At 71.1% G+C, this 25,882-nt stretch carries 31 protein-coding genes and 1 tRNA gene; 19 read left to right on the top strand and 13 right to left on the bottom strand.

What is annotated here, in order from left to right; translation table 11 throughout:
• Positions 1-48: 48 nt before the first annotated feature.
• The 3 genes from Nocox_RS31095 to Nocox_RS31085 are packed head-to-tail and all read right to left on the bottom strand — an operon-like array spanning position 49 to position 2,053.
• Complete coding sequence (locus Nocox_RS31095) at positions 49-480, bottom strand: DUF350 domain-containing protein (protein WP_020541953.1); 432 nt, start codon at positions 478-480, stop codon at positions 49-51.
• A gap of 28 nt (positions 481-508) precedes the next feature.
• Entirely contained in the window at positions 509-1,654 is a 1,146-nt protein-coding gene (locus tag Nocox_RS31090) for a glutathionylspermidine synthase family protein (RefSeq protein WP_020541952.1), read from the bottom strand.
• A 3-nt stretch (positions 1,655-1,657) separates the two neighbouring features.
• The gene (locus Nocox_RS31085; RefSeq protein ID WP_020541951.1) at positions 1,658-2,053 is read right to left on the bottom strand and encodes a hypothetical protein; all 396 of its coding nucleotides are present in this window, start codon (positions 2,051-2,053) and stop codon (positions 1,658-1,660) included.
• Between the two features lie 100 nt (positions 2,054-2,153).
• Between Nocox_RS31085 and Nocox_RS31080 the strand changes: the two genes are divergently transcribed.
• Positions 2,154-3,197: a PHP domain-containing protein gene (locus Nocox_RS31080; RefSeq protein ID WP_020541950.1), complete on the top strand. Its 1,044-nt coding sequence runs from the start codon at positions 2,154-2,156 to the stop codon at positions 3,195-3,197.
• Here the strand turns inward: Nocox_RS31080 and Nocox_RS31075 are convergent.
• Positions 3,187-3,477 carry a hypothetical protein gene (locus Nocox_RS31075; RefSeq protein ID WP_020541949.1) on the bottom strand — a complete coding sequence of 97 codons (291 nt, stop codon included), beginning with the start codon at positions 3,475-3,477 and terminating at the stop codon, positions 3,187-3,189. The genes Nocox_RS31080 and Nocox_RS31075 overlap by 11 nt on opposite strands.
• Positions 3,478-3,741: 264 nt before the next feature.
• On the opposite strand from Nocox_RS31075, the gene Nocox_RS31070 reads away from it, so the two are divergent.
• On the top strand, positions 3,742-4,470 hold the full coding sequence (locus Nocox_RS31070) for a helix-turn-helix transcriptional regulator (RefSeq protein ID WP_020541948.1): 729 nt from the start codon (positions 3,742-3,744) through the stop codon (positions 4,468-4,470).
• Between the two features lie 397 nt (positions 4,471-4,867).
• On the opposite strand, the gene Nocox_RS31065 is transcribed toward Nocox_RS31070, so the two are convergent.
• The 5 genes from Nocox_RS31065 to Nocox_RS31045 form a co-directional block, all read right to left on the bottom strand.
• On the bottom strand, positions 4,868-5,641 hold the full coding sequence (locus Nocox_RS31065) for a maleylpyruvate isomerase family mycothiol-dependent enzyme (protein WP_020541947.1): 774 nt from the start codon (positions 5,639-5,641) through the stop codon (positions 4,868-4,870).
• A 10-nt stretch (positions 5,642-5,651) separates the two neighbouring features.
• Complete coding sequence (locus Nocox_RS31060) at positions 5,652-7,157, bottom strand: alpha/beta hydrolase (protein WP_020541946.1); 1,506 nt, start codon at positions 7,155-7,157, stop codon at positions 5,652-5,654.
• Positions 7,158-7,332: 175 nt separating this feature from the next.
• Complete coding sequence (gene aceE, locus Nocox_RS31055; protein WP_020541945.1) at positions 7,333-10,080, bottom strand: pyruvate dehydrogenase (acetyl-transferring), homodimeric type; 2,748 nt, start codon at positions 10,078-10,080, stop codon at positions 7,333-7,335.
• Positions 10,081-10,437: 357 nt separating this feature from the next.
• Positions 10,438-11,130 carry a response regulator gene (locus Nocox_RS31050; protein ID WP_026214081.1) on the bottom strand — a complete coding sequence of 231 codons (693 nt, stop codon included), beginning with the start codon at positions 11,128-11,130 and terminating at the stop codon, positions 10,438-10,440.
• Positions 11,127-12,662 (bottom strand): sensor histidine kinase, encoded by a 1,536-nt coding sequence (locus Nocox_RS31045; RefSeq protein WP_020541943.1) that lies wholly within the window; start codon positions 12,660-12,662, stop codon positions 11,127-11,129. Before Nocox_RS31045 ends, Nocox_RS31050 begins: the two co-directional genes overlap by 4 nt.
• A 76-nt stretch (positions 12,663-12,738) precedes the next feature.
• On the opposite strand from Nocox_RS31045, the gene Nocox_RS31040 reads away from it, so the two are divergent.
• The 15 genes from Nocox_RS31040 to Nocox_RS30975 all read left to right on the top strand — a co-directional run bounded on the left by Nocox_RS31040 (position 12,739) and on the right by Nocox_RS30975 (position 20,134).
• A complete protein-coding gene (locus tag Nocox_RS31040; protein WP_020541942.1) occupies positions 12,739-12,963 on the top strand; it encodes a DUF1918 domain-containing protein in 225 nt (74 codons plus the stop codon).
• A gap of 54 nt (positions 12,964-13,017) precedes the next feature.
• A complete protein-coding gene (locus Nocox_RS31035; RefSeq protein WP_020541941.1) occupies positions 13,018-13,380 on the top strand; it encodes a YjbQ family protein in 363 nt (120 codons plus the stop codon).
• A 117-nt stretch (positions 13,381-13,497) separates the two neighbouring features.
• Positions 13,498-13,926: a DUF3052 domain-containing protein gene (locus Nocox_RS31030; protein WP_020541940.1), complete on the top strand. Its 429-nt coding sequence runs from the start codon at positions 13,498-13,500 to the stop codon at positions 13,924-13,926.
• A gap of 56 nt (positions 13,927-13,982) precedes the next feature.
• Entirely contained in the window at positions 13,983-14,447 is a 465-nt protein-coding gene (locus tag Nocox_RS31025) for a peroxiredoxin (RefSeq protein ID WP_020541939.1), read from the top strand.
• Between the two features lie 26 nt (positions 14,448-14,473).
• Complete coding sequence (locus tag Nocox_RS31020) at positions 14,474-14,797, top strand: hypothetical protein (protein ID WP_020541938.1); 324 nt, start codon at positions 14,474-14,476, stop codon at positions 14,795-14,797.
• A gap of 64 nt (positions 14,798-14,861) precedes the next feature.
• Positions 14,862-15,845 carry an ROK family protein gene (locus Nocox_RS31015; protein WP_020541937.1) on the top strand — a complete coding sequence of 328 codons (984 nt, stop codon included), beginning with the start codon at positions 14,862-14,864 and terminating at the stop codon, positions 15,843-15,845.
• Between the two features lie 17 nt (positions 15,846-15,862).
• Positions 15,863-15,937 (top strand) — tRNA-Val (locus Nocox_RS31010).
• 113 nt (positions 15,938-16,050) lie between these two features.
• Positions 16,051-16,500, top strand: a complete 450-nt coding sequence (locus Nocox_RS31005) for a hypothetical protein (protein ID WP_026214078.1) — start codon at positions 16,051-16,053, stop codon at positions 16,498-16,500.
• Between the two features lie 252 nt (positions 16,501-16,752).
• Positions 16,753-16,992 carry an FXYD domain-containing ion transport regulator gene (locus tag Nocox_RS31000; RefSeq protein ID WP_157382915.1) on the top strand — a complete coding sequence of 80 codons (240 nt, stop codon included), beginning with the start codon at positions 16,753-16,755 and terminating at the stop codon, positions 16,990-16,992.
• A 301-nt stretch (positions 16,993-17,293) separates the two neighbouring features.
• Complete coding sequence (locus Nocox_RS30995; RefSeq protein WP_157382914.1) at positions 17,294-17,620, top strand: hypothetical protein; 327 nt, start codon at positions 17,294-17,296, stop codon at positions 17,618-17,620.
• Between the two features lie 132 nt (positions 17,621-17,752).
• On the top strand, positions 17,753-18,169 hold the full coding sequence (locus tag Nocox_RS30990; protein ID WP_020541932.1) for a hypothetical protein: 417 nt from the start codon (positions 17,753-17,755) through the stop codon (positions 18,167-18,169).
• Between the two features lie 214 nt (positions 18,170-18,383).
• Positions 18,384-18,872 (top strand): sigma factor, encoded by a 489-nt coding sequence (locus Nocox_RS30985; protein WP_343224312.1) that lies wholly within the window; start codon positions 18,384-18,386, stop codon positions 18,870-18,872.
• A gap of 106 nt (positions 18,873-18,978) precedes the next feature.
• Positions 18,979-19,311 carry a hypothetical protein gene (locus tag Nocox_RS43375; RefSeq protein ID WP_246649618.1) on the top strand — a complete coding sequence of 111 codons (333 nt, stop codon included), beginning with the start codon at positions 18,979-18,981 and terminating at the stop codon, positions 19,309-19,311.
• On the top strand, positions 19,239-19,862 hold the full coding sequence (locus tag Nocox_RS43370) for an NAD(P)/FAD-dependent oxidoreductase (RefSeq protein ID WP_246649617.1): 624 nt from the start codon (positions 19,239-19,241) through the stop codon (positions 19,860-19,862). Before Nocox_RS43375 ends, Nocox_RS43370 begins: the two co-directional genes overlap by 73 nt.
• A gap of 62 nt (positions 19,863-19,924) precedes the next feature.
• A complete protein-coding gene (locus tag Nocox_RS30975) occupies positions 19,925-20,134 on the top strand; it encodes a hypothetical protein (protein WP_157382913.1) in 210 nt (69 codons plus the stop codon).
• 147 nt (positions 20,135-20,281) lie between these two features.
• On the opposite strand, the gene Nocox_RS30970 is transcribed toward Nocox_RS30975, so the two are convergent.
• Both Nocox_RS30970 and Nocox_RS30965 read right to left on the bottom strand, forming a co-directional pair.
• The gene (locus tag Nocox_RS30970) at positions 20,282-21,541 is read right to left on the bottom strand and encodes an ATP-binding protein (RefSeq protein ID WP_033408479.1); all 1,260 of its coding nucleotides are present in this window, start codon (positions 21,539-21,541) and stop codon (positions 20,282-20,284) included.
• 142 nt (positions 21,542-21,683) lie between these two features.
• Positions 21,684-22,421: a LysR family substrate-binding domain-containing protein gene (locus Nocox_RS30965; protein ID WP_157382912.1), complete on the bottom strand. Its 738-nt coding sequence runs from the start codon at positions 22,419-22,421 to the stop codon at positions 21,684-21,686.
• Positions 22,422-22,475: 54 nt separating this feature from the next.
• On the opposite strand from Nocox_RS30965, the gene Nocox_RS30960 reads away from it, so the two are divergent.
• Positions 22,476-22,862 (top strand): DUF5997 family protein, encoded by a 387-nt coding sequence (locus Nocox_RS30960; protein ID WP_020541927.1) that lies wholly within the window; start codon positions 22,476-22,478, stop codon positions 22,860-22,862.
• A gap of 384 nt (positions 22,863-23,246) precedes the next feature.
• On the opposite strand, the gene Nocox_RS30955 is transcribed toward Nocox_RS30960, so the two are convergent.
• Both Nocox_RS30955 and Nocox_RS30950 read right to left on the bottom strand, forming a co-directional pair.
• The gene (locus Nocox_RS30955; protein ID WP_020541926.1) at positions 23,247-23,555 is read right to left on the bottom strand and encodes a hypothetical protein; all 309 of its coding nucleotides are present in this window, start codon (positions 23,553-23,555) and stop codon (positions 23,247-23,249) included.
• 67 nt (positions 23,556-23,622) lie between these two features.
• The gene (locus tag Nocox_RS30950) at positions 23,623-23,790 is read right to left on the bottom strand and encodes a hypothetical protein (RefSeq protein WP_157382911.1); all 168 of its coding nucleotides are present in this window, start codon (positions 23,788-23,790) and stop codon (positions 23,623-23,625) included.
• Positions 23,791-23,928: 138 nt separating this feature from the next.
• Between Nocox_RS30950 and Nocox_RS30945 the strand changes: the two genes are divergently transcribed.
• Positions 23,929-25,875: a hypothetical protein gene (locus Nocox_RS30945; RefSeq protein ID WP_211212568.1), complete on the top strand. Its 1,947-nt coding sequence runs from the start codon at positions 23,929-23,931 to the stop codon at positions 25,873-25,875.
• The last annotated feature ends 7 nt before the right edge of the window (positions 25,876-25,882 follow it).

Genomic DNA, 25,882 nt, shown 5'->3' with positions numbered 1-25,882 from the left:
CTCGCGATGACCGCGACGCCGGACCGCGCGCCCCGCCGGGCCTGTCGCTCAGATCACGGCGACCGCGGTGATCAGGCCGATCGCCACGTGCGTCACCGCCAGCAGCCGCGCGCCCGGCTGCAGCTCGGGCTCCTGGACGAGGTCGCGTACGGAGACGCCGACGATGCGGTCGAAGAGCAGCATCGCCACGGTCTGCACCACGATGCCGACCAGGCCGAACACCGCGGTGCCCGCCAGCCCTTCGGCCAGCCGCCCGCCGGAGGACCAGATGGAGGCGGCCACGATCAGGCCGACCGCGGCCATGGCGGAGGCCGCCAGCAGGGTGGCGTTGGGGTTGCGCTCGCTGCGGATGATCTCGCTGAGCTTGCCCGGCGTGGCCCAGTCGATCACGTAGAAGCCCACGATCATGAGCAGGACGCCGACGGCGGCGTACGAGGCGATGGCGCCGGAGCCGCGGGCGAGGGTTTCCAGAAGGGTCACGTCTGTTCCTTGGTTCTGTGGGGGGATGTCAGTCGGCGATGCGGTGCGGGACGAAGGAGGAGGTGTCGTCGGTGATCAGTCCCGTGCTCTCCCTGATGCCGAGCCCGGCGGCCTCGTCGGCGACCACCCAGGCGCCGAGCACCGGACGCTGGCCGCCGAAATCGGGCAGCGCCTCGAAGCCCTGATGGACGTAGCCCTCGCGGCCGTAGCGGCCGGGCGTCTCCGCCGTGCCCTCGGGGGTGACGATCCTCATGGAGGCGCCCTCCCTGCCGAGCAGCGGCTTGGAGATGTACGAGGTCAGCTCGCGCGGCCCGTCGAGATAGGCCGGCAGCAGCGAGGGATGCCCGGGATGGAGCTCCCACAGCACGGCGAGCAGCGCCTTGTTGGACAGCAGCGCCTTCCACAGCGGCTCGATCCAGGTGGCGTGCCGCACGGCGTGGCGGCCGAAGTCGTCCGAGAGCATCCACTCCCACGGATAGAGCTTGAACGCCGAGCGGATCACCTGGTCGCCGGCGTCCACGAAGCGGCGGCCGAGGTCGTCCCAGCCGATGTCCTCCATGGCGACCGAGATCGTGGCGTGTCCCGCCTGCTCGGCCGTCTCCTGGAGGTAGGCGACCGTCATGGCCTCCTCGCCGGTCTCGTCGGCGTTGGTGAACGCGAAGTGCACCGGGCCGGGCGGCAGCCGCAGCGCGCGCCAGCGGTCGATGAGCCGCTCGTGCAGGGAGTTCCACTGGTCGTCGCCGGGGTGGACGTCCTGCAGCCAGAACCACTGCACGACCGACGCCTCCACCAGCGAGGTCGGCGTGTCGGCGTTGTACTCCAGCAGCTTGGCCGGGCCGGTGCCGTCGTAGCGCAGGTCGAAGCGGCCGTACAGGTGCGGGTCACGCCGCTCCCAGGAGCGCGCGACCTCCTCCCACGCCCACTCGGGCACGGCGAAGTCGGCGAAGCGGCCGGTGCTCACCACGTGCTCGACGGCGCGCAGGCACATGCCGTGCAGCTCCTCGACCTGCTCCTCCAGCGCCTCTATCTCCTCCATCGAGAAGACGTAGTGCACCGACTCGTCCCAGTAGGGCCGGGTGAGGCCCGTGGGGTGGGCGGCGCGGTGGTAGGCCAGGCCCTGCCCCTCGATCGTCTTCTCCCAGCCGTCCCTGGGAGTGCCATGTTCGCGGCGCACGTCTCAGCTCCCGCCGCTCCAGCTCTTGCCGAACCCGCCGCGCTGGATGGACTTGCCGCTGCGGGAGGAGATGTCCACGTTGGACGGCCGGTAGGTGGTGCCGCCCCGGATCTTGTTGCCGGAGCGGGTGCCGCCGTAGTACCACATGTACGCCCCGCGCGATCCGCCGTAGTAGTGCGTGTGGCCGTCGTCGTCGTCGCAGTAGTCGTCGTCCACGACCTCGTACGTGCCGTCGGCGAGTTGCACCACGCAGTCGGCGGTGACCTCGTCGTCGTCGGCGGTGGCGGCGCAGTAGCCGACGAGGACCACGGAGATGACGCCCAGGATGGTGAGCTGGACGACTTTGGAGGATTTCCGGTCCTGCGGCGGCTTCGACTTGTTTTGGGGCGGTTTTGCCATGTAGCTCCTGCTTTCAGTGGCCGATCAGCCTACCGGTGGCTCTCGGCCGCGTTCAATCGGCAGACGCACCCCGTTCGACGCCGTCGGGTAGAAGGGATCCATGGACCCGGTCGAGGCGTTGCGCGAGATCGCCTTCCTGCTCGAACGCGCCGGTGAGCCGGCGTACCGCGTGCGTGCCTTCCGCCGCGCCGCCGCGGTCGTCGCCGAGCTGCCAGGGGAGGAGCTGCTGCGGCTGGCCCGCGACGGCGGGCTCGGCGACCTGCCCGGCATCGGGAAGGTCACCGCACTGGTGGTCAACGAAAGCCTCGACGGCCAGGTTCCGACGTATTTGCGGCGTATGCGAGCCACCGAGGGGGTCGAGCTGGACGCCGAGACCGCCGCGCTGCGGGCGGCGCTCAAGGGCGACCTGCACAGCCACTCCGACTGGTCCGACGGCGGCTCGCCGATCGAGGAGATGGCCGAGGCGGCGCGCTCGCTCGGGCACGAGTACTGGGCCCTGACCGACCACTCGCCGCGCCTGACCGTCGCCAAGGGACTGTCGGCCGAACGGCTGGAGCGCCAGCTCGACGTGGTGGCCGCGCTCAACGAACGGCTCGCGCCGTTCAGGATCCTCACCGGCATCGAGGTGGACGTCAACCTCGACGGCACGCTCGACCAGGAGCCCGAGCTGCTGGACCGGCTCGACGTGGTGGTCGCCGGCGTGCACTCCAAGCTGCGCATGAGCGGCGAGGAGATGACCCGCCGCATGGTCACCGCGGTCGCCGACCCCCGGGTGGACGTGCTCGGGCACTGCACCGGGCGGGTGGTGCGGGGCGGCGGCGAGCGGGGCGTGAAGCGGCCGGAGTCGGAGTTCGAGGCGGAGCTGGTCTTCGAGGCGTGCCGCAGGTTCGGGGTGGCGGTCGAGATCAACTCCAGGCCCGACCGGCTCGACCCGCCCAAGCGGCTGATGCGGCTGGCGTACGAGATGGGCTGCCTGTTCGCGATCGACTCCGACGCGCACGCCCCCGGCCAGCTCGACTGGCAGAGGCACGGCTGCGAGCGGGCCGCCCGATGCGGGATCGAGGCGGAGCGCGTCGTCAACACCTGGCCGCTGGAGCGGCTGCTCGACTGGACCCGCGCCCGCCCCGAGCCGCTCAGCAGGTGACCGTGCGGTTGTAGGACCCGGTCTTGTACGTCCACTCGCGCGAACGCCCGTCGGCCAGCGTGACGCAGTCGGTGTCGCGGGCCCAGTCCATGATGACCTTGACCCGCATGGTCCTGCCGCAGCCGTTGCGCACCCACACGATCAGGCCGTGCGGCTGCTCGTCGGCGATGCGGGCGACGCAGGAGGGCGCGGTGCCGCGGGCCGCCGCGGCGGAGGGGACGGCCGGGACGAGCAGCGCGCAGCCGGCCAGGACAGTGATGAAAATCGTTCTCGGGCGCATGCCCTGGACGTTACTACTTCTCGCGGCCGTTCGATAACGGACGGTTATCGAGATGTCACCCCGCCGCCCGGCCGGCCGGCGCGGGGCGGGCGGAAAAGGCGGCCAGGTTTGCCCGATGGGAAAGGCGCCCGGTCCGGGGAGCGGCTCGGAAGGCCGGGAACGGTGGCCGGCGCGGTGACAAAGCCGTCGCCGCGCGGACAGGAGGCTGTGGCGGGGGAGCGCCTGGAGCCGCGATTGTCGGTGGCGGCACGTAGCGTCACGGCTGTGAACCGTACCGACCGGCTCTACGCGCTCGTCGAGGACCTGCGCGCCATCGCGCCCCGCTGCCGCTCCGCCCGCGCGCTCGCCGAGCGGTTCGAGGTCAGCGTACGCACGATCGAGCGCGACATCACGGCGCTCCAGGAGTCGGGCGTGCCCATCTACGCCGAGCCGGGCCGCAAGGGCGGCTACGCCATCGACAAGAAGATGTCCCTGCCGCCGCTCAACTTCAGCCCCGCCGAGGCCGTGGCCATCGCGGTGGCGCTCAGCCAGGCGGGCGAGCAGCCGTTCGGCCGCCACGCCCAGAGCGCCCTGCGCAAGGTCGTCGCCGCCATGCCGGGGCCGGAGGGCGAGCTGGCCCGCGAGCTGGCCCGCCGGGTGCAGCTCGTCCGCCGTCCCGGCGAGGGCGCAGGGGAGGTCCGGCCGCTCGGCGCCGAGCACGTCTCGCGCGCCATCGAGGAGGCGCTGCTGCGGCGGCGGGTGCTTCGGCTCGACTACGCCGACGCCAAGGGCGCGCTCACCTCGCGCGACGTCGAGCCCGGCGTCTTCCTCGGCGGGCGCGGCGGGTTCTGGTATCTCGTGGGCTGGTGCCGGCTCCGCGACGACGTGCGGGTCTTCCGGCTCGACCGCATCGCGGCCGCCGCCGTCACCGCCGAGCGCTGCCCCGACCGGCCGCTGGAGGGCTTCGCCACCGACGTCCCCGAGATGGTCGCGCACGGCACGCTCCTCGACTAGGTCACCCAGATGTTCGAAAAGTCAAGAGGAAACACCGACATAGGGTTGTCGCTCCACGGATGGATCGTTGTCTTGTTCGAGAAAGAGGGAGACGGCGATGGACGGCATGGTGACCTGGTCCGAGGGCGGCCACGGGCGGGCTCCCCAGCTGTCCCCGCCGGGGCTCGGCCGGGCTCTTCCGGATCTTCCACCGCAGGTGATGGCCCGTGCGCCGGCCGGGGGAAGCGCCTTCCCCGCCGATCCCGGCCGCCACGGGGCCGCGCCGGCCCGCCGCACCCCTCAGGGCTCACAACCAGGGGTTGCGCGGGCGGCGCGTCGTCACCCCGCGCCCTGGACACGCCGCCGATCGCCGAGCGGCGGCGCGTCCAGGGCCCTGACGTGAACGCCAGGGCGCGGGTCAGAAGGCCGCGGCGGTGAGCCAGCGGGTCAGGAGGTCGCGGTCGCCGTGGAGGGTGAGCGCGTCGGGCGAGCGGCGGCCGTAGAGCAGCAGGAGCAGGTCCGCGGCCGGGCCCCGCACGGCGACGTCGCCCTTGGCGTGGCCGCGCGTCCACTCGACGCGCCCCGCGGGGCCCTGCGTGATCGTCCACTCGCCCTGGGCGCCCCCGGACCCCGGGACGGCGCCGGCGGGGTCGGTGGCGTGGAGGTGGATCGTGGCCCCCTCCACGCCGAGCTCCGCCAGCGGCCGGGTGACCCACACCGCGGACGGCAGATTGTGCAGGAACTCCTCGACGCCGTCCACGGCGGTCGCCGCCGGGATCACCGGGTCGACACCGAGCGCGAGCTCGGCGTCGACCCGGTGCACGACCAGCTCGTACGCCATCCGCCGCGGCCACCAGGCCGCCCGCCCGTCCGGTCCCCAGGTCCAGACCGGCAGGTCCGGGTCGGTCTCGCGCAGCGTGCGCACCAGCTCGGCCGCGCCAGCCCGCAGCCACTCCGCGTCCCCGTCGCGCCCCTCGGGCAGCCCGCTCGGCACCTGGCGCGACCACACGCGCTCCTGCACCTGGTTGCGCAGCATGTGCACCGCCCAGCGGTGCGTCTGCCCGACGTGCGTGACCAGCTCGGCCATCGTCCACCCCGGGCAGGAGGGCACGGGCGCGGACAGGTCGCCCGCGAGCTCGGCGAGCTCGGCGAGGCGTTCGGTTTCCTGCTCGATCAGCGGCTCGTAGTTCACCCGCCCCAGACTAGGCCGCCGGGCAGGTGGCGCCCTTCTGGGGCACTTTTCCGTTGATGAGATAGGTGTCCACGAGCCCCTGGATGCACTTGCTGCCGGACAGGTAGGCGCCGTGCCCCTCGCCCTCGTACGTCACCAGCGTCGCGGTCTTGAGCTGCTCCGTCAGCTTGGGCGCCCACTCGTACGGCGTGGCCGGGTCGCCCTTGCCGCCGATCACCAGGATCGGCGCGGAGCCGGTCGCGTTCACGTGCCGCGCCTGGTCGCTGCCCTTGACCGGCCACACCCGGCACAGCCCGCCGGACCCCTCGCTGCCGAACAGCGGCGAGATCCGCATCGCCTGCTGCTCGGTGCGCCGCAGCTCGGCCTCGCTCGGCCGTTCGGCGGTGTCCACGCAGGTGATGGCGGGGAAGCTGGTCATCTGCGTCGAGTAGCTGCCGTCCGTGGACCGCCCGGTGTAGGTGTCGGCCAGGTAGAGCAGCGCCTCGCCGCGGCCGTGCAGCGCCTCGCTGAGCGCCTGCTCCAGGAACGGCCAGGTCAGCTCGGAGTACAGCGCGGCGGCCACGCCCGTCGAGGCGAGCCCCTGGGTGAGCTCGCGGTCGCCGACCTTGATGGGCTTGGCGGTCAGCTCGTTCATGAGGTTCTCGACGTTGGTGTTGGCCGTCGCCACGTCCTTGCCGACCGCGCACGTGCCGTCCTTCACGCACGCCTTCAGGAAGCTGTCGTAGGCGTGCTGGAAGCCGCGCGTCTGCGCGATCGTACGCTGCTCGAAGGTGATCGTCGGGTCGAGCGGCGCGTCCAGCACCATGCGGCCCACGTTCTTGGGGAACAGGGTGGCGTAGACGGCGCCGAGCTGGGTGCCGTACGACATGCCGACGTAGTTGAGCTTGGGGTCGCCCACGGCGGCGCGGATGCGGTCCATGTCACGGGCGGCGTTGACGGTGCCGACGTAGGGCAGGATCTTGCCGGAGTTCTTCTCGCACAGGGCGGCGAACTGCTTGTTCATCTGCGCGCCCTCGCGGTGCGTGCGGTCGTCGGGCGGCAGCGTGTCGAGGGCGGTGAAGCGATCCATCTGGGCGCCGTCGCCGCACCGCACCCCGGAGCTGCGCTCGACGCCACGCGGGTCGAAGCTGACCAGGTCGTAGCGGGTGCGCAGCGGGGCGAGGGCCTTGCCCGCCTGGTCCAGCGTGTCCACGCCGGAGGCTCCCGGGCCGCCGAAGTTGAACACCATCGAGCCGAGCCGCTGCCCAGTCGCCGGCATCTTGATCAGCGCCAGATCGATCTTCTCGCCGTCCGGCTTGTCGTAGTCGAGCGGCACCGCGAGCTTGCCGCACCGCACCGAGCTGTCCTGACGGGCCGGCGGCTCGCCGTCAGGGCGCTTGATGTCGGTGCACGGACCCCATTCGACCTGGGCGGCGCTGCCCTGGAGCCCTGTGGCGGACCGCACGGCGGGGTCGGCTGGAACGGCGGAACAGCCGGCGGCCGCGACGAGCAGCGCGGCGGCTAGGACACCTCGCATGGCACAAACTTCCCCTCGTCTACTCCGGGGGAAGAGTGCCCACAATACGCGACGTCGCACCAAACGTGGGTGAGGCGGCCCGTACCCCTCCTAACGTGCCGCCTCACCCGTCCGTCCCCCGAACACAGGGACGCTCCCGCGAATGACCTCCGCGGGAGCGTCCCTGACCGATCTGTCAGACGCCCATCGACTGGGTGTCGTTGCTCTCCGCGCCGCCGGCCTCGGTGACGCCGTTCTTGAGGTGGTAGCGGGCGATGGCCTCGCGCAGCACCTCGCCGTCGAGCTCCTTGCGGCGTACGAGCTGGGTCAGCACCGCCAGCGTGATCGAGGCCGCGTCCACGTGGAAGTGGCGGCGCAGCGCCGAGCGCGTGTCGGACAGGCCGAACCCGTCGGTGCCCAGCGAGGACCAGTCACCCGGCACCCACTGCGCGATCTGGTCCTGGACGGCCTTCATGTAGTCGCTGACCCCCACGAACGGCCCCTGGGCGCCGGACAGCGCCTGGGTGACGTAGGGGACGCGCTGCTCGGCCTCCGGGTTGAGCAGGTTGTGCTCCTCGCAGGCCAGCGCCTCGCGGCGCAGCTCCGACCAGGACGTGGCCGACCACACGTCGGCGGAGACGCCCCAGTCCTCGGCGAGCAGGCGCTGCGCCTCCATCGCCCACGGGCCGGCCACGCCCGAGGACAGGATGTTGGCCTTCGGGCCCTCCGTCCGCGGCCCCTCGGCGAACTTGTAGAGACCCTTGAGCAGGGCCTGCACGTCGAGGTTCGCCGGCTCGGCGGGCTGCAGGTAGGGCTCGTTGTAGACGGTCAGGTAGTAGAAGACGTCCTCCGGCTGGTCGCCGTACATGCGCCGCAGGCCGTCCTTGACGATGTGGGCCACCTCGAACGCCCATGACGGGTCGTAGGAGATCGCGGCGGGGTTGGTGGAGGCGATGAGCGGCGTGTGGCCGTCCTCGTGCTGCAGGCCCTCGCCGTTGAGCGTGGTGCGGCCGGCCGTGGCGCCCAGCAGGAAGCCGCGGGTCATCTGGTCGCCCATCTGCCACATCTGGTCGCCGGTGCGCTGCCACCCGAACATCGAGTAGAAGATGTAGATCGGGATCATGTGCTCGCCGTGCGTGGCGTAGGAGGTGCCGGCGGCGATCGCCGAGGCCATCGAGCCCGACTCGCTGATGCCCTCGTGCAGGATCTGGCCCTGCACGGCCTCCTTGTACGACAGCAGCAGCTCCCGGTCGACGGCCTCGTACGTCTGGCCGTGCGGCGAGTAGATCTTCGCCGACGGGAACATGGCGTCCATGCCGAACGTGCGCGCCTCGTCGGGGATGATCGGCACGAACCGGTGGCCGATCTCCTTGTCGCGCATGAGGTCCTTGAGCAGGCGGACGAACGCCATGGTGGTGGCCACCTGCTGCTTGCCGGAGCCCTTGCCGAAGGACTTGTAGACCTCGTCGCCCGGCAGCTTGATCGGCTTGGCCCGCTGGACGCGCTTCGGCAGCACGCCGCCGAGCGCGGCCCGGCGCTCCTTCATGTACTGGATCTCGGCGTCGTTCTCGCCCGGGTGGAAGTAGGGCGGCAGGTCGCCTTCCAGCGCCGAGTCGGGGATCGGCAGGTAGAGCCGGTCCCTGAACTCCTTGAGCTCGGCCTTGGTGAGCTTCTTCATCTGGTGCGTGGCGTTGCGCGCCTCGAAGTCCTTGCCGAGGGTCCAGCCCTTGATGGTCTGGGCGAGGATCACGGTCGGCTGGCCGACGTGCTCGCGGGCCGCCTTGAAGGCCGCGTAGACCTTGCGGTAGTCGTGGCCGCCGCGCGACAGCTTGCGGATGTCGTCGTCGGACAGGTGCTCGACCATCTTGCGCAGGCGCGGGTCGGAGCCGAAGAAGTGCTCGCGGATGTAGGCGCCCGACTCGACCGAGTAGGTCTGGAACTGGCCGTCGGGCGTGGTGTTCATCTGGTTGACCAGCACGCCGTCGACGTCGGCGGCGAGCAGCGGGTCCCAGTCGCGGCCCCAGACGACCTTGATGACGTTCCAGCCGGCGCCGCGGAAGTAGGACTCCAGCTCCTGGATGATCTTGCCGTTGCCGCGTACGGGGCCGTCGAGCCGCTGCAGGTTGCAGTTGATGACGAACGTGAGGTTGTCCAGCTCCTCGCGGGCGGCCACGCCGATGGCGCCGAGCGACTCGGGCTCGTCCATCTCGCCGTCGCCGAGGAAGGCCCACACGTGGCTGCGGCTGGTGTCCTTGATCTGGCGGTTGAGCAGGTAGCGGTTGAACCGCGCCTGGTAGATCGCGCCGATCGGGCCGAGGCCCATGGAGACGGTCGGGAACTCCCAGAAGTCGGGCATGAGCCGCGGGTGCGGGTAGGAGGGCAGGCCGTGGAAGCCGTGCGACAGCTCCTGGCGGAACGCGTCGAGCTGCGACTCGTTGAGCCGGCCCTCCAGGAAGGCGCGGGCGTAGATGCCCGGCGCGGCGTGGCCCTGGAAGAAGACCTGGTCGCCCGACTCGCCGTGGTCCTTGCCGCGGAAGAAGTGGTTGAAGCCCACCTCGTAGAGCGACGCGGCGGAGGCGTAGGTCGCGATGTGACCGCCGACGTTGGTGCGGGCGTTGGCCCGGGACACCATGACCGCCGCGTTCCAGCGGATGTAGGCACGGATGCGGCGCTCGACGTGCTCGTCACCCGGGAACCAGGGCTCGCGCTCCGGCGGGATGGTGTTGATGTAGTCGGTGCTCCGCAGGCCCGGCACGCCGACCTGGTGCTCGCGGGCCCGCTCCAGCATGCGCAGCATCAGGTAGCGGGCTCTGGTGCGGCCTTCGGTCTTGACGACGTTGTCGAGAGACTCGAGCCACTCGTTGGTCTCACTGGGATCGACATCAGGCAGCTGGCTGGGTAGGCCGTCGCTGATGATCGAGAATCGCTGGCGTCCGGAAGCCACTGGGTCTCGCCTTCCGAGAATGACTGATGTCTGGGTCTGGTCGTCTTCCATCCTGGTCTCTAGCCGTAGAAAACGCATCTCTACTGGCCGGTAACCAGCGTGTCCCTGCTGGCAGGGACTTTTCGATGGCCTAGACCACCGATGGTAGGACGATTCGCAGTCAAAGGTTACATCCCGGGAGCATTTTAACAAGACAGCAAAATGAACGAAATTTCGCTCGCGTGTCCCGGTGCTGCTCCACGGGGCCCCTGCCTGCCGTGCCCGGCCCTCCCACGAGGGGGCAGGGCGTCACCGGGCGGCCGGCCGAGTCTAGCGGTCACGCCTCCCGCGGCCCGCCGCAGGGCTGCCGCCGAGGCGTCAAAGAGCCTCGTCGAGCGGCACGAGCCCCTGCTGGAGGGCGTAGATGGCGGCCTGCGTCCGGTCCGACACGCCGAGCTTGGCGAGGATGCTGCTGACGTGCGACTTGACGGTCTCCCTCCCCATGCGGAGGTCGCGGGCGATCTCGGCGTTCGAGCGGCCACGGGCCAGCGCCCCCAGCACGTCGCGTTCCCTCGGGGTGAGCGTGTCGAGCGGCCGGGGGCGCCCGGCGCGCCCCACCTGGCGCACCAGCAGCGCCGCGATGCCCGGCTCCAGCACGCTGCCGCCGCCGGCGGCCGCGCGCACCGCCTCGACCACCCGGTCCACGGCGCTTGTCTTCGACAGGTACGACAGCGCGCCCAGGCGCACCGCCTCCACCACCTGGTCCTCCTCCTGGAACGACGTCAGCACGATGACCGCGGGCGCGGGTCGGTCCGGTCCGCCCGGTTCGCCCGGTCCGCCCGGTCCGTCACTGGCCTCCCTGAGGGCCCGTAGCGTCCCCAGCCCGTCCGTTCCTGGCATGACGAGGTCGAGGAGCACCACGTCCGGCCGCAGGGCGCGTACGGCCCGCAGGGCGGCCTCGCCGTCGCCCGCCTCGCCCGCGACCTCGATCCCGTCCTCCTGCTCCAGGACGAAGCGCAGCCCCTGCCGCACCACCTCGTGGTCGTCCACGATCAGCACCCGGATGCTCACGCGCGCCCCACCGCCCCCGCCGCCGCCCCCGCCCCTGTCAGCGTCGCCGTCACCGTCGTCCCGTTCGCGTCGCTGCGGACGTCGAGGCGCCCGCCGAGCTCCGTCACCCGTTCCCGCATCAGCGTCAGCCCCATGCCGTGCCGCCCGGCGACGTCCGCCGGGTCGAAGCCCGAGCCGTCGTCCGACACCGAGACGGTGACCGCGCCGTCCGCGCCGCGCCCGAGCCGCACCTCCACCCGGGAGGGGGCGGCGTGCTTGACCGCATTGCCCAGCGCCTCCTGGACCAGCCGCAGCACCGCGTGCTCGGCCGCCGCTTCCAGCGCGACCTCCTCCAGCGCCGCCTCGACCCGGACGCCGAGCCTGGTCTCGTACGCCCGGCACAGCTCCTCCAGCGCGGGCAGCAGTCCCGCGTCCTCCAGAGCCACCGGCCGCAGCTCCAGCAGCAGCGCCCGCATCTCGCGCATCGCGCGGGCGGAGGCCCGCTCCATCGCCTCCGCCTGGCCGCGCAGCTCCTCGGGGGCGGCCCTGCGCATGCCCGCGGCCAGCAGGCTCAGCGAGAACAGGTCCTGGGAGATCGAGTCGTGCAGCTCCCGCGCGATCCGGCCGCGTTCGGCCTGCCGCGCCTCGGTGCGCGCGGTGAGCCTGGCCGACTCGACGGCAGCGCCCAGCCGGTCGGTCATGACGTTGAACGACTGCTCCAGCGTGCTCACCTCGTCCGAGCCCGAGACCTCGACCCGGGGGCGGAAGTCGCCCGCCGCCACCGCCGTCGTGACCGCGGCCAGCCGGCGCAGGCGGCCGATCAGCCGCCGGGTGCTCAGCAGCCCGAACACCAGTCCCACCGGCAGCACCAGGCCGAGCACCAGCAGCGTTGGGACGATCATGGGCGCGAGGCTGGGCGCGGACTCGACCTCGGCGTCGGCCGGGGCCTGGACGTGCACGTACCCGATCACCTCGACCCCGAGCGGCCCCACCTGCTCCTTGCGGAGGATCGGGCTGACGTGCCAGACCGCCGGCCCCGCCGTGGTGCGGCGCTCGCCCGCGTTCTCCCGGCCGAGCGGCGGCAGCGGCACGTCCAGCTCGGTGCCCAGGGGGTGGATGCGGGGGGCGGAGGCCGCCAGGATCACGCCGTCCACGCCGACGACGGTCTCCAGCATGGCGAGGCCGGGCTCGGCGTGCGGCCGGGCGCCGCCCGCGAGCGTACGTCTCCCTGCCGCCGCCACGGCCGCCCGCAGCAGCTCGCGGTCGCCCGCCCCGGCACGGCCCGGCAGGTCGGGAAGGTCCGGGACGTCCGGAACGTCGGGGACGGCGGGTCTGTCGCCGACCCGGCCGGGGACGCTCAGCCTCGCCACCTCCAGGCCGATCACCTGCGCGTCGCTCGACGCCTGCTCCTGCAGCACCGCGGCGAGGTCGGAGGCGTTGGCCTGCGGGATCAGGAACGTCGCCGCGATCACGGCCTCGACCAGGAAGACGGCGGTGGTCGTGACCAGCACGTACGAGGCCGCCATCCGCCCGCGCAGCCCGGAACCCCACACCCGCGCAGCGTAACGTCCCGGTCAGTCCCGGGTCCTCCCCCAGAAGAGGGAGGTAAAAATCACCTGTTCTAGGGACATGGTCTTTTCGTCCGGCTTTCCGGGGGCCAAGGTGGGAGGTATGAAGGCAACGGCAGGAGACCGTCTCCTGGCCCACGCCGGCGGCGTGGAGGAAAAGGACAGGAGCGGCGTCATCACGGAGGCCCAGGGCTCGTACGGGGAGCAGCCCCGCGTGGCGCGCTCCGGCGGCGGGCACAGCGGGCCGGAGTTTCCCGGCCCTGATGCCGTCGATGTGCCTACGTAAGATCAGTTCGTGAGATCAGAAATCATCTCTGTGGCCACAGGTTCGCGAGAGACCGTGCACGACATCACCGGCCAGTGCGCCGAATTCGTCCGCGGTCAGGGCGGGGACGGCCTGCTGCACATCTTCGTGCCGCACGCCACCGCCGGGGTCGCCCTGCTGGAGCTGGGCTCCGGCAGCGACGACGACCTGCTCGCGGCGCTGCGGGAGCTGCTGCCGGCCGACGACCGATGGCGGCATCGGCACGGCTCGCGCGGTCACGGCAGGTCGCACGTCATGCCCGCGCTGATTCCGCCGTACGCGACCGTACCGGTGCTCGGCGGGCGGATGGCGCTCGGCACGTGGCAGTCCGTCGCCCTTGTGGACCTGAACGTCGACAATACGCAACGTCAGGTTCGCCTGTCGTTTTTGTCGCATTGAAACTGGCCGACTACGGCCGTACCCGTGGCGACCGTTGACGACTGAGGGTCACAGCGTGTGGACTGTCCCGAAGCGATAAACCGCATAAGCGGGGCCACTCAAGCAGGAGGGATAAACGTGAGCGCGACCGCGGGTCAGGCGCAGGGCGAGCGCGGCCTGGCCGAACGACTCGGCCTCAAGCCGGGTCAGGTGGTGCAGGAGATCGGCTGGGACGAGGACGTCGACGACGATCTCCGTGACTCCATCGAGAACCTGACCGGCACCGAACTGCTGGACGAGGAAAGCGACGAGGTCGTGGACGTGGTGCTGCTGTGGTGGCGCGACGGCGACGGAGACCTCTTCGACACGCTGACCAACGCCATGCGTGCACTCGCCGAGGGCGGCCAGATCTGGCTGCTCACCCCCAAGGCCGGACGCGAGGGCCACGTGGAGCCGAGCGACATCGGGGAAGACGCCGCGACCGCGGGTCTGTCGCAGACCAGCAGCGTCTCCGCAGCCCCCGACTGGTCCGGCACCCGGCTCGTGACGCCCAAGGGCCGGAGGTAAAGGACCCGCAGAAAGCATCGACCCAAGGAGTCACGGCGCCCGCCATACGGCAGGATATGGGCGTGAACGCACATCCTGTCGAGGTCGGCGCCCCGGCTCCGGACTTCGAGCTGCAGGACCAGCACGGCGCTCCGGTGCGCCTGTCGCGGCTCAGGGGCCGCAAGGTCGTGCTGGTCTTCTATCCGCTTGCCTTCAGCGGCATCTGCGGCAGCGAGCTGGACGCGCTGCGCGACACCGCGTTCGGCGACGACGTGCGGGTGCTGACGGTCTCGGTCGACTCCGTCTTCACCCTCCGCGCCTGGGCGGATCGCCAGGGTTACCCCTTCTCGCTGCTCTCCGACTTCTGGCCACACGGACAGGTCGCGCAGGCGTACGGTGTGTTCGACGAGACGAAGGGGCTCGCACGCAGGGGCACCTTCATCATCGACGGCGAGGGCGTGACCCGATGGTCGGTGATCAACCCGATCTCCGCCGCGCGCGACGTCGCCGACTACGTCAAGGCGCTCGCCGACATCCACTGACCCCGGCACTGACTTCGGAGGCAACGATGCCCTGCTACCGCTGCGGGGCCCGGCAGACGGACCCGGTCCGCGGCTCCAGCCCGTGGCAGCGCGGGGTGCGCGAGGAGTCCCAGGTGCTGATCTGCCCGGACTGTCAACGCCTGCACGACCTCGACCTGGACCACTGCGGCACCTGCGGGTCCACGGCGCTCATCTGCCGGCTCGGCGAGGTGGAGTGCCGGGCCTGCGGAGCCGTCCGGATGGCCCGCTCGGGCAAGGGACCGACCTGCTCGTCCACGACGCAGGCGCCGCCTGCCGGACTGTCGGCGGAGGTGGAGGCCGCGCTCAACCGCGTGCTCGGCCGCGCCTGACCTCCCGCAGGGGGCTTTCCCGGCCACCGGATGAGCTGCGCTATCGTCTCCTACCGTGTCCGCATTGAGGAGTACGCCGAGCAGCAGGCCGAGCAGCACGCCGGGCGGCTCGTCGTTCGTCGTCGCGCTCGACGTGGGTGGCACGTCCATGAAGGGCGGCCTGGTCAGCGACTCCGGCAAGGTGCTGCTGAGCGAGCGGCGCCCCACCCCGCGCACCGAGGGCGGGGACGCGGTCGTGGCCGCCATCTCCGACTTCATCGGCCACCTCGCCGCCGCCGGCGACGGGGAACCGGCCGGCGTGGGCCTCGCCGTGCCCGGCCTGGTCTCCGAGCACGCCGCCATCTACGCCACCAACCTCGGCTGGCGGGACGTCCCCGCCTCGGCGTTCACCACGCTGGACATCCCGGTCATGCTGGGCCACGACGTCCGTACCGGCGGCCTCGCCGAGAGCGTCCTCGGCGCCGGCCGCGACGTGGCCGACTTCCTCTTCCTCCCCATCGGCACCGGCATCGCCGGCGCCACCGTCATCCGTGGCGAGCCGTACGGCGGCTCCTCCGGCTGGGCCGGCGAGATCGGCCACACCCCCGTCTTCCCTGACGGCGAACAGTGCGCCTGCGGCCAGTTCGGCTGCCTGGAGACGTACGCCTCGGGCGCCTCCGTGGGCCGCCGCTACAGCCGGCGGGCCGGCGTCGAAGGCGTCAGGGCCGAGCAGGTGGTCACCTCCGACGACCCCATCGCCATCGAGATCTGGGACGAGGCCGTCGAGGCGCTGTCGCTCGCGCTGGCCACGTACACGCTGCTGCTGGACCCCTCCGCCATCGTCCTCGGTGGCGGCCTCGCCGAGGCCGGGCCGGCGCTGTTCGACCCCGTCCGTACGCGCCTGGTCAAGCGCCTGGCCTTCCGCGACGCCCCGCCGCTGATCCCGGCCGCGCTCGGCGTCGACGCCGGCATGCTCGGCGCCGCCCTCCTGGGCTGGCGCGCCGCCGGCCGCCCGGACCTGGGCCCCGGGTGGGCCGTGGATGTGCGATCGGCCCCCTTGGTGTCGTAAGGTGTAGTGCCGATCAGGGGCGGTTAGCTCAGCGGTAGAGCACTCGCCTTACAAGCGAGGGGTCACTGGTTCGAACCCAGTACCGCCCACCAGCATCAGGAGCCCTGCAGCGGTCGCGCCACGGGGCTGTCGTCCCGTCACGTGGGAGAGTATCCCTGAAGGTCCATCTTCGTCGTCCGAGTCGCAGGTGTTGATCTTGTCGTTCATGAAGATCTCGCCGGAGCTGGCTGATCACGAGGGAACGCCGATGTACGTGAGGTTCCAGAGCCCCACGCCGAACAGCCGCGGAACCCACCCCGGCGTGTTCGGCCTGCTCAACAGCCTCGCCGGACAAGGACGCCTGTCGGATGAGGAAGAGGCGTTCAGACGCGAGAACAACGCCTGGTACGAGGCCAACTTCACCGACCCCGCGACCGTGGACGCCACTGTCTACGATCGCGGCATCAATCCGGGAGCGGCGGCTTGGTTCAAGGCGTCAGCCGGCCACCTCATCCAGCGGGTGCCGGGCTACCTGGCCATCCTCGCCGCCCACGGCGTGAAGTGCGTACGCCTCGAATCGGCGGACCCAGGCAGGATCATCTACGAGGACGAAGATCAAGTGGTCGTCGTGCCTCACACGATCGGGCAGGCGTCTTCCAGCTCGTGCCGATCGTAGGTAGCAGGACCTGAACGACCGTCAGCGGCCGGCCGGAGGCGTCACGCACCGTGTCGAAGACCGCCAAGATCGGCACGTTCTTCGGCATGCCCAACTGCTTGGCCTCCTTGGCCAAGGGCATGCGCGCGGGAGACGCTGAACTCCTGAATGTCCGGTAGGGCGCGCCCACCACACTGGGCATCGAGCCGATCGATCCGCAGAACTGTCGACAGGGATCCCTGTCGTTCGGTCCCATATGGGATGCTCTCCGCCGTGACTGAGCCTGAGGGTCCCCAGCCCAACCGTTCGCCGGCCGATGCTCCCAAGGACTATGAAACGGTCAGAAACATCGGGACTGTCGCCATGGTCGCCGGCGTCGCCATATCGTTCGGGATTCTGATCTTCGATGAGCGATCCCCCTCGTGGCCGTGGCTCGTTGGTCTGTGGATCATGGCCCTGATCGGCGTTGGGCTGCGGATCGAGGCGGGGATTCGTGAGCGTCGACGCTCTTGAGTATCAGCGTGCCATCAGGCCACATCGAGCGGGCCTCAGGCCGCGAGGCCGCCTGCGCTCCATCACGGCCCCGGTGCCGGGCGTGCGGCCGGGCGGGCCTAGGCGGATGCCTGGGAGTGGGCCGTAGCCGATGGTCCGGCCCGTAGGACAGGATGCGACTCATGTCGATCACTGTGTTGGGTCGCTCACCACGGCTTCGTCCGGCGCTGTTCGTGTTGGCACTGGTGCTCCTCATCTACGCGATCTTCTGGGCACCTGCCTGGATGCACGACTTCAGTTGTCGCGACTCGTGGATCGGGTGGTGCAGTACCCGATGCCGCCGGGAGGCTCGGCGCCCAGCTTCTACGGGCCGCAGTCCAAGGTGAGCGGTGATTCGGGTGACTGCCTCTTCCACGTGCGTTTCGACGTGGTCACGGACAGGCCTGTCGAGGAAGTGCTGAAGCATTACGAGACCGCCAGGATCGCCAGGGATGACGAGATCGACGCCGACTTCTCAATCGATGCCTGGGTGCGACACGGGTATCCGCAACCGACGCGTCGTGAAGCCGGATACGAATACCAGACCGTGATTGTCGACTTGGACGCCCAGTACCTCGGACGCAGCCTTTGGGACCCCAGGTGTTGGTGATGTCTCGTCTCTTTGACGGCCACTGTTGTCAGGGTTGAAGCGTCCGCCAACCGCTGCAGATCGTGGGATACTCCAGGCCCTTCCTGGACGGTCTCGGTGCAATGCTCGTCGTTCGCGATGAAAATGCATGGCATGCGTGACCAGCCGAACGAAAGAGTTGCCGTGGTCGATCCCTTGTCTAAGCGCAGCCCCTCCAGGTCGCGGGTCAAGCTGCTGACGATGCTGGTCATCGCACATGTCCTGACAGGTGCGTTCGTGGCTTTCGTGACGTACGACCCTTACGGCAAGCGTGATATCTCGTTCATTCTTCGCGAGGTGCGTGAAGGCAGGGTAAGCGAAGCGACTCTTGTCGCCGACGAGCAACGCATCTCCGTCTCCACGATCGATGGTCAGAAGTGGTACGCCCGCTATGGGCCGCCCGGCCTCTCCCAGGAGGCACTCATGGAGGAGCTGAGCAGGGCTGACCCGCTCGGCAACCTCAAGGTCACCGTTGAGGTTTCCGTGTGGGGCATGAGACCCCGCAGCACGACTCGGACAGCACCGGTCTGAGGGGCTCAGACTTTCTTTCGAGGCGACAGTGCTCCGCCGCGCGGCTCGGGCGGCTGGCCTCCGCGCCGCCGAGATGGGTGTCCCGGACGTGGGTGCCGGCTGGTGTCGTCCGGCTCTCGCTGGGGACGGGCAACGATTCGGCAGAGATGTCGGCGGCTTGCCCCGTGTTCGAATCACGTGGACGCGGCCTGCGCGCATGGCCGATCACGGGGCAATGTCGCTCCGCACGTACGAGGCCGAGCTGTTCGAGAGCTTCAGGGGCCGTCTGGAAGCGATCGCCTACCGGCTGCTCGGGTCGGCCTGTGATGCGGAGGACGCGGTGCAGGACACGTACCTGCGCTGGCACGCGGCGGATCGGGAACGGATCGAGACGCCCGAAGCGTGGCTGACGAAGGTGCTCACCAACCTCTGCCTCAACCAGCTCGCCTCGGCGCGGGCCAGGCGGGAGACGTACGTGGGGCAGTGGCTTCCTGAGCAGGTGCTGGACGGGGATCGGATGCTCGGTCCCGCCGACACCTTCGAGCAGCGCGAGTCGGTCTCCATGGCGATGCTCACCCTGATGGAGGCGTATCGCGCGCCAGTGGGCGGTCGCCGGACCCCATCGCCCGCTCCCGGCGCGCTGGTGACCCACATCACACCTGGTCCCTGTCAGGGATCGCGCGCCTGTCCGGTTCAGGAGGTGGAAGCAACCAGACAGGAGTGAGCCATGAAGCACCGCATCGTCGTCCTGGGAGCCGGGTACGCCGGAGCCAACACGGCCGGTCGCCTCGCCAGGAGGCTGGCACCGCGACGACGTCGAGATCACCCTGGTGAACGGCGACCCGGAGTTCGTCGAACGGATCCGCCTGCACCAGCTCGCGAGCGGGCAGGACCTGCGGCCCCGCCCCCTGCGCGACCTCAACGCGGGCACCGGCGTACACGTACGGACCGCGCGGGTCACCGCCGTCGACGTGGAAGGCAGGACCGTCGAGCTCGGCGGTGAGACCCTCGCCTATGACACCCTCGTGTACGCCATGGCAGCGCCGTCGCCGTTCACGGCGTCCCCGGCGTCGCGGAGCACGCCCACGACGTGGCCGGCAGGCAGGCCGCCCTCCGGCTGCGGGCGCGCCTGGGCGAGGTGGAGCCCGGCGGGACCGTGCTGATCGTGGGCGGCGGCCTGACCGGCATCGAGACCGCCACCGAGATCGCCGAGGCCCACCCGGACCTTGAGGTCGCGATCGCCGCCCGCGGGCGCGTCGGCGGCCGGCTCAGCGACAAGGCCCAGCGCCACCTGCGCGGCGCCCTGGACCGGCTCGGCATCACGGTTCACGACCATGCCGACATCACGTGCGTCGAGGCGAACGGCGTGGTAACCGCCGCGGGCGGCGAGATCCGGGCCCAGGTGACCGTGTGGACCGCGGGTTTCACCGTGCACCCGCTCGCTGCCGCCACCACCCTGAAGGTGTCAGGAACGGGCCGGATCATCGTCGACGCCGGCATGCGATCGGTCTCGCACCCCGACGTGTACGCGGTCGGCGACGCCGCGCTCGCCGAAGGAGCCGGTGGCAGGCCGCTGCGGATGTCCTGCGCCTCGGCGAATCCGATGGCGTGGCTGGCGGCCGACGTCATCGCCGCGCGCCTGACCGGCCGCAAGGGGGGGAACCCGGCCCCTCGCGCGGTCATGACGAAGAGCGTCGCCGGGCGAGCGTATTGAGGGTGGCAGGCTTCGGCAGACGGTGGGACCGTAGGGGGCAAGGCGACCTGCTGGAGGAAATCGTGACCCACCCCGAGTTGACCACGGACATCGTCCTCGCCGCCATCCGGGACCACGGATTCGCAGCTTATGACGTCCTGGTCAAGGAGTTCCCGTCAGAGAGGGTCATCGCAGGGTTCACAGAGGCGGCCAGGTCAGGCTTCACCACCTTCGGCGTAGCAGTGCACCTGGCGTCGTTGACGGACAAGGGGCGCGAGCGCGTCGGCTCCTGAACGGCGCGGCCGGCGGCGGTTGACGCGGGCGATCAGCCCGTCATCCGTGGACACGCCGGCCGACACTCGACCGGGTGCTCGCCGGGATCGGCCACCGTCCGGCTCCGGGCTGCCTGCCCACGCGCGATCGAGCAGGCGCCCTCCCGCTCATGCCGTTGTCTCCCACAGGGCGCCGACCGGGACGGCCAGCATCCGATCGCCGAAGGAGAACGTCTGCGTGCCAGTGTGCAGGACCAGACCGGCGACGAAGTCGGGGCCCACCCGTTCCGCAAGGTGACGGAGCCCTTTGAAGTCGTCCGGTCGTACGGTGGAGGCGGCTTTGACCTCGATGCCCACGACCAGGCCCTGACGGCTCTCCAGGACGGCGTCCACCTCGACCTTGTCCTTGGTCCGGTAGTGGTACAGGTCGACCAAGGTGTCCGTCCAGGTCGCCTGCCGGGCCAGCTCCATCAGGACGAAGCCCTCCAGCAGCGGCCCGAACGCGGAACCAGGCCGGAGGAGGCTGTGCGCGTCGACGCCCAGCAGGTTCGCGGCCACTCCTGAGTCGACGAAGGCGACCTTGGGGGTGTGGATGGCCCGGCTGCTGATGTTCTTCGACCAGGCGGGGACGCGTTTGATGAGGAAGACCTCTTCCAGCAGCGCCAGGAATCTGGCGGTGGTGGTGCCGGGCAGGCCGAGGTCACGGCCCAGCGCCTGAACGACGAGGAGTTGCCCGGACCTGGCCGCCAGGGACCTGACCAACGCGCGTAGCTCCGCGGTGCGTTCTATCTCCGACAGCTGCCTCACGTCACGGTTGATCAGATCGCCGACGTAGGAGTCGAAGAAGCGTTGCCTGCGTCGAGGGTTGGTGCGGGCCACGGCCTCCGGGTAGCCGCCGCGGACCAGGCGGTCCGCGTAGTCGGCCCGGGTGAGCCGGGAGGTGTGCCGGATGCTCGGGCCGTGCGTGAACACCGCGTCGATGAAGGCGTCAGGAAGGCCGTCGATCTCGCCCTGGGCGAAAGGCCACAGTTCGATGGTTTCCATTCGCCCGGGCAGGGTGTCCGGCAGGCCACGCAGGGCGAGCAGCCGGGAGGAGCCGGTGAGCAGGTATCTGCCGGGTCTCGGGTCGGCGTCCACTTGGGATTTGATGGCGAGCAGCAGTTCCGGGGCGCGCTGGATCTCGTCGATGACCATGGGCTCAGGGAAGTCGACGAAGCCGCTGGGGTCGCTCAACGCGGCTCGAAGGGTCAGTGGATCGTCGAGGTCACGCCACTCGGTGCCGTCTGCTCTGGCGAGCCGCCGGACCAGCGTGCTCTTGCCCGACTGCCGCGCGCCGTTGACCAGGACGACGCGCGTGTCGGCCAGTGCGTCCTCGACTCTCTGCTCCGCGTGACGGTGGATCAGGCGTCCGAGCGGGGTGGTGACCATGCACTCCATCATGACAGCTCGTGGTGAGCCAGTCGCTGATGTCGTGGTGAGTTGGTCGCGACACTCATGGGGAAATGGTCGCGACTCGCTTGGTGTGACGGTCGCTCGCACAGGGGTCGGATGCTTCTCGCCGCCGTGCGGGTCAGCGGCTTCGCTTGCCCTTCCTCCCGCGGCTCGGCGGCGGAGGTGTGGCGCGGCGGCCGGAGGCGGTCCGGTCGGGCTTGCGTTCCTTGCGGCGCTGGGCCGGCTTCTCGGGGGCGGGGGCGGGGATGCGGCCTCGGGAGCTGTTGACCGTGCGGCCTCGTACGATGCCGATGAAATCCTCCACCAGGTCCGTGGTCGCGTCGGTGGGCCAGGCCAGGCCGACCTGCGACTGCGGCGCGTCGAGCAGCGGCCGGTACGTGAGGTCCCTGCGGTGGTGGAGGCGCGCCAGCGACTGCGGCACCACCAGGAGCCCGGCGCCGCTCGCGACCAGCTCGACCGCCTCGCCCGTCGTGGCCGGGCGGGTGAACGCGGGCAGCCCCGGCAGAGCCGTCCACTCCAGGGCGTCGTCCAGGGGGTGGAGGATCTCGTCGTCGGCCAGGTCGGTGAGGGTGACCTCGTCGGCGGCGGCCACCGCGTGGTCCTTGGGCACCACGACCACCGTGGTCTCCACGTAGAGGGGGATCACGCTGAGCACGTCGCGGTCGGCCGGCATCCGGACGAATCCGGCGTCGGCGCCGCCGTCCCGCAGGAGCGCCACCACCTCGGCGGCGGGGACCGCGACCAGGGTCAGTGGTACGTCGGGCAACCGCTCGGCCCAGATGTTGGCCCATTTGGCGGGTGTCACCCCGGGCGCGTACGCCAACCGGAACGCCCTGCCACTCTCACCATCGGTCACCGCCTCAGCGTACCGATGTCAGGGAACCCCTTCCGACTGGCTACGCTTGGCGTCATGCCGTCGCCCAAACCGAAGACCGTCCAGACGATGAAGCCCGAGACCGCGGCGAAGAAGCTGGGGGTCCTCCTCTCGGCCACTCCCGCCGAGTTCCGGGCCGGGCCGGTCTCCAGGGACGAGCTGAACGCCCTGCAGGCGAAGCCGCCCGCCTGGCTCGCCGACCTGCGCCGCAACGGCCCGCACCCCAAGCAGGTCGTGGCCGCCAAGCTCGGGGTCTCCATCTCCGGGCTGGCCAGAAGCGGCATCACCGAGCCGCTCACCACCGCCGAGATCGACGAGATCAAGGCGGAGAACCCGGCGTGGCTGGAGCACGAGCGGTCCGTCCAGGCCGAGGCCCGCAAGGAGGCGCTCCGCCTCAAGCAGCAGCGGGCGCAGGAGGGCTGAGCGCCCACCCGCGCCGGTCCTCCTTAAGCGTTCCCGAGCGTCCACAGGGCTGAGATGGGTAGGGCCCGCAGCTTCTCGCCGAACGCCGGCGCCTGCTCCCCGGCATGGAGCACGAACCCCGCGCGAAACCGCGCGCCGAGCCGGTCACCTCGCTGGGGACGAAGTTCTCCAGCAGGGGGCCGATAGCTGACGCGCGTCGGCGACGTGGTCGGCGATCAGTGCCGCCAGCGTGCTCTTGCCGGCCTGCCAGGCGCCGTTCAGCACGACGACTGTACGTCACGGTCTCGCAGATTACCGCAGGTAGAGGTGGCTGTGTGGGCGTTCTGCCGGAGGGTGTGTGGGCGTTCTGCCGCCGCCTCTGTGGGCGTTCTGCCGCTGCTTTCCTCAGGGCCGGCGGTGGGGGGCCATCGCGGCGCAGAGGGAGCAGATCCCGGCCACCAGGCAGCCGGCCGATGCGAAGAACACCACGTGGTACAGCGCGGACGACGGGCTCGCCAGGGCGCTGGACAGTGGCAGGAGGGCGAGGCCGAGCCCCATGAGGAGCTGGCCCAGGCCGCGCGGGCGTGGCCGGAGCCGCGCGCGCCGGCGTTTCGACCCGTAGGAGAGCCGCCCGGTGACCAGTGTGTGGACGCCGAGTGCGGCCAGGGCGCATCCGGCCACGGCCATGAAGACCGACGGTCCCGACATGTCCATGTGGGCGGGCTCCTCGAGTCAGACATGAGTCATGATGACGGACGGGGCCGGAGGAGGGCCGGGAGGGTCAGACGGCGGCGGCCAGGGCGGGGGCCGGCTGCTCGCCGGCGCCGGCGAGGGCGCGGAGCTGGTCGGCGAACGCGAGAGCCTGGTCGGGGGTCATGCGGGGCTCGGAGCCCACGTAGAAGACGACGATGTCGCCACCCGGGGAGAGCATGGCGTTGAAAGGAATCATGGTGCTCCGCATTCTTCCGTGCGGCACCGACAGTTTCGACTCGATTGAACCGCGGGGGAATCTTCGACGTCCAAACCCTCGAACGGTATTCGGGGGGCCGTTCGCAGGCTCAGCCCAGAGGACCGACAGGAGCGGAGTGTGGGCGTAGCACAACGGCCGGAGGTGCTGCCGGCCCCGGGTCTCGATGCCAGGCTGGCGCTCGTTCTGGGCGAGCGGGCGCTGCACGTGAACGGAGATCTGCAGACCGCGCGGCGCTGGTTCGACGCCGCCTACCGTCAGGCCGAGCAGTCCGGGGACCCGATCGCGCTGGCGCTGGCGGCGCTGGGGCTCGGCGGGCGGTGGGTGCGGGAGCACCGGACGTCGGCGGAGTCGGAGCGGGTGCGTACCCGGCAGTTACGGGCGCTGTCCCTGCTCGACCCGTCCTCGCCGCCCGCGCTGCGGCTGCGGATCAGGCTCCAGGGCGAGGACGACTACCGGAACGGCACGCATGCCGGGACCCTGCGGCTGCTCCGCGAGGCGCGGGACTCGGGGGACCCGCTCGCCGTCGCGGAGGCGCTCAGCCTGGCCCACCACTGCCTGCTCGGTCCCGAGCACGCGGCGCTCAGGCGCGAGCTGGCCGCCGAGCTGATCGGCCTGGCGGGGGTCACCGAGCGCCGGGGCGACCTGCTGATGGGCCTGATGTGGCGGACCGTCGACCTGTTCATGGCGGCCGACCCGCACGCCGAGCGCTGCCTGGAGGAGCTGCGCCGGCTGCTGCGCGAGCACGCCTACCTCGCGGTCGGGTACGTCGTCAACGCCGTCGAGGTCATGCTCGCCATCCGCGCGGGCCGGTTCGACGAGGCGGAGAAGCTGGCCGGTGAGTGCTTCGAGCGGGGCGTCAAGGCCGGCGACATGGACGCCACCGGCTGGCTCGGCGGCCAGCTCGGCGCCATCCGCTGGTTCCAGGGGCGTGCCGCCGAGCTCCTGCCGGGGGTGCGCGACCTGGCCAGTTCGCCGACGCTCAGCCCGGTCGACAACTCCTACCTGGCGGGCCTGGCGCTGGTCGCGGCGGTCGCGGGGGATCATCGGCTGGCGGCCGGGCACCTGGCCCGGGTACGGGGGCGCGACCTCGCCGACCTGCCCCGGTCGAGCTCCTGGCTGGTCTCGATGTACTTCGTGGCCGAGACGGCGCACCTGCTGCAGGACGCGGGCACGGCGGCGCGGGCGTACGCGCTGCTCGGCCCGTACGCCGGGCTGCCGGTGATCGGCAGTCTCGGGGTCGTGTGCTTCGGGTCGGTGGAGCACGCGCTGGGCATGGCCGCGCTGACCATGGGGGACCTGGACCTGGCCGTACGGCATCTGCGCGCCGCCGTGCAGGCGAACCTGGCGCTGGGGCACTGGCCGGCGGCGGCGTTGTCGCGGTGCCGGCTGGGGCAGGCGCTGGCGTTGCGCGACGGGCCTCGGGACGGGGAGGCGCGCGCCGAGCTGGCCGCGGCGGCGCGGGAGGCCAGGGACCTGGGGATGACGCTGCCCGGCGTGGTCGGCAGCGTTGCGGGCGGCGTCGACGGCCGGGGCGGCGAGGCGCGGCGGACGTGCCGGTTCCACCGCGACGGGCGGCACTGGCGGATCGAGCTGGGCGGGCGGGTCGCGGTGGCGGACCACAGCGTCGGGATGGCCCACCTGGCGGCGCTCGTCGCCCATCCCGGGCGGGAGATCCTGGCCGCCGACCTGGCGGCGGGCACCTGGTCGCAGGAGGGTGAGGGCTCCTCGGCCCAGCCCGTGCTGGACGACGTCGCCCGGCACTCCTACCGCGAGCGGCTGACGCAGCTCCAGGCCGAGATCGACGAGCTGGAGGAGATGAACGACCTGGAACGGGCGTCGGCGCTGCGCCTGGAGCGCGAATGGCTGGTGGCGGAGCTGGCGGCGGCCACCGGGATCGGCGGGCGGGCGCGGCCGTTCGCGGGCGGCGAGGAACGGGCCAGGATCGCGGTGGGGAAGGCGATCCGGCGGGCGCTGTCGCGGATCGCGGCGGTGGATCCGGTGATCGGGGAGGAACTGCGCGCGTCGGTGCAGACGGGACTTCGCTGCTGCTATCGGCCCCGGTGACGGCGAC

It is taken from the genome of Nonomuraea coxensis DSM 45129 (assembly GCF_019397265.1).
Lineage (GTDB): Bacteria > Actinomycetota > Actinomycetes > Streptosporangiales > Streptosporangiaceae > Nonomuraea > Nonomuraea coxensis.
The sequence above is the reverse complement of the archived record's forward strand: the minus strand, read 5'-3'. Positions and strand labels throughout refer to the sequence as shown.

What these genes read in the sequence shown, in the direction of transcription:
- Nocox_RS31085 (WP_020541951.1), bottom strand. Translation starts at nt 2,053, where the DNA reads ATGGCAAAACCGCCCCAAAACAAGTCGAAGCCGCCGCAGGACCGGAAA.
- Nocox_RS30985 (WP_343224312.1), top strand. Translation starts at nt 18,384, where the DNA reads ATGTCGCTCCGCACGTACGAGGCCGAGCTGTTCGAGAGCTTCAGGGGC.
- Nocox_RS31075 (WP_020541949.1), bottom strand. Translation starts at nt 3,477, where the DNA reads ATGCGCCCGAGAACGATTTTCATCACTGTCCTGGCCGGCTGCGCGCTG.
- Nocox_RS30970 (WP_033408479.1), bottom strand. Translation starts at nt 21,541, where the DNA reads ATGGTCACCACCCCGCTCGGACGCCTGATCCACCGTCACGCGGAGCAG.
- Nocox_RS30960 (WP_020541927.1), top strand. Translation starts at nt 22,476, where the DNA reads ATGCCGTCGCCCAAACCGAAGACCGTCCAGACGATGAAGCCCGAGACC.
- Nocox_RS31080 (WP_020541950.1), top strand. Translation starts at nt 2,154, where the DNA reads ATGGACCCGGTCGAGGCGTTGCGCGAGATCGCCTTCCTGCTCGAACGC.
- Nocox_RS31025 (WP_020541939.1), top strand. Translation starts at nt 13,983, where the DNA reads ATGGGCGTGAACGCACATCCTGTCGAGGTCGGCGCCCCGGCTCCGGAC.
- Nocox_RS31005 (WP_026214078.1), top strand. Translation starts at nt 16,051, where the DNA reads ATGAAGATCTCGCCGGAGCTGGCTGATCACGAGGGAACGCCGATGTAC.
- Nocox_RS30955 (WP_020541926.1), bottom strand. Translation starts at nt 23,555, where the DNA reads ATGGACATGTCGGGACCGTCGGTCTTCATGGCCGTGGCCGGATGCGCC.
- Nocox_RS30950 (WP_157382911.1), bottom strand. Translation starts at nt 23,790, where the DNA reads ATGATTCCTTTCAACGCCATGCTCTCCCCGGGTGGCGACATCGTCGTC.
- Nocox_RS31020 (WP_020541938.1), top strand. Translation starts at nt 14,474, where the DNA reads ATGCCCTGCTACCGCTGCGGGGCCCGGCAGACGGACCCGGTCCGCGGC.
- Nocox_RS31060 (WP_020541946.1), bottom strand. Translation starts at nt 7,157, where the DNA reads ATGCGAGGTGTCCTAGCCGCCGCGCTGCTCGTCGCGGCCGCCGGCTGT.
- Nocox_RS30990 (WP_020541932.1), top strand. Translation starts at nt 17,753, where the DNA reads ATGCGTGACCAGCCGAACGAAAGAGTTGCCGTGGTCGATCCCTTGTCT.
- Nocox_RS31040 (WP_020541942.1), top strand. Translation starts at nt 12,739, where the DNA reads ATGGTCTTTTCGTCCGGCTTTCCGGGGGCCAAGGTGGGAGGTATGAAG.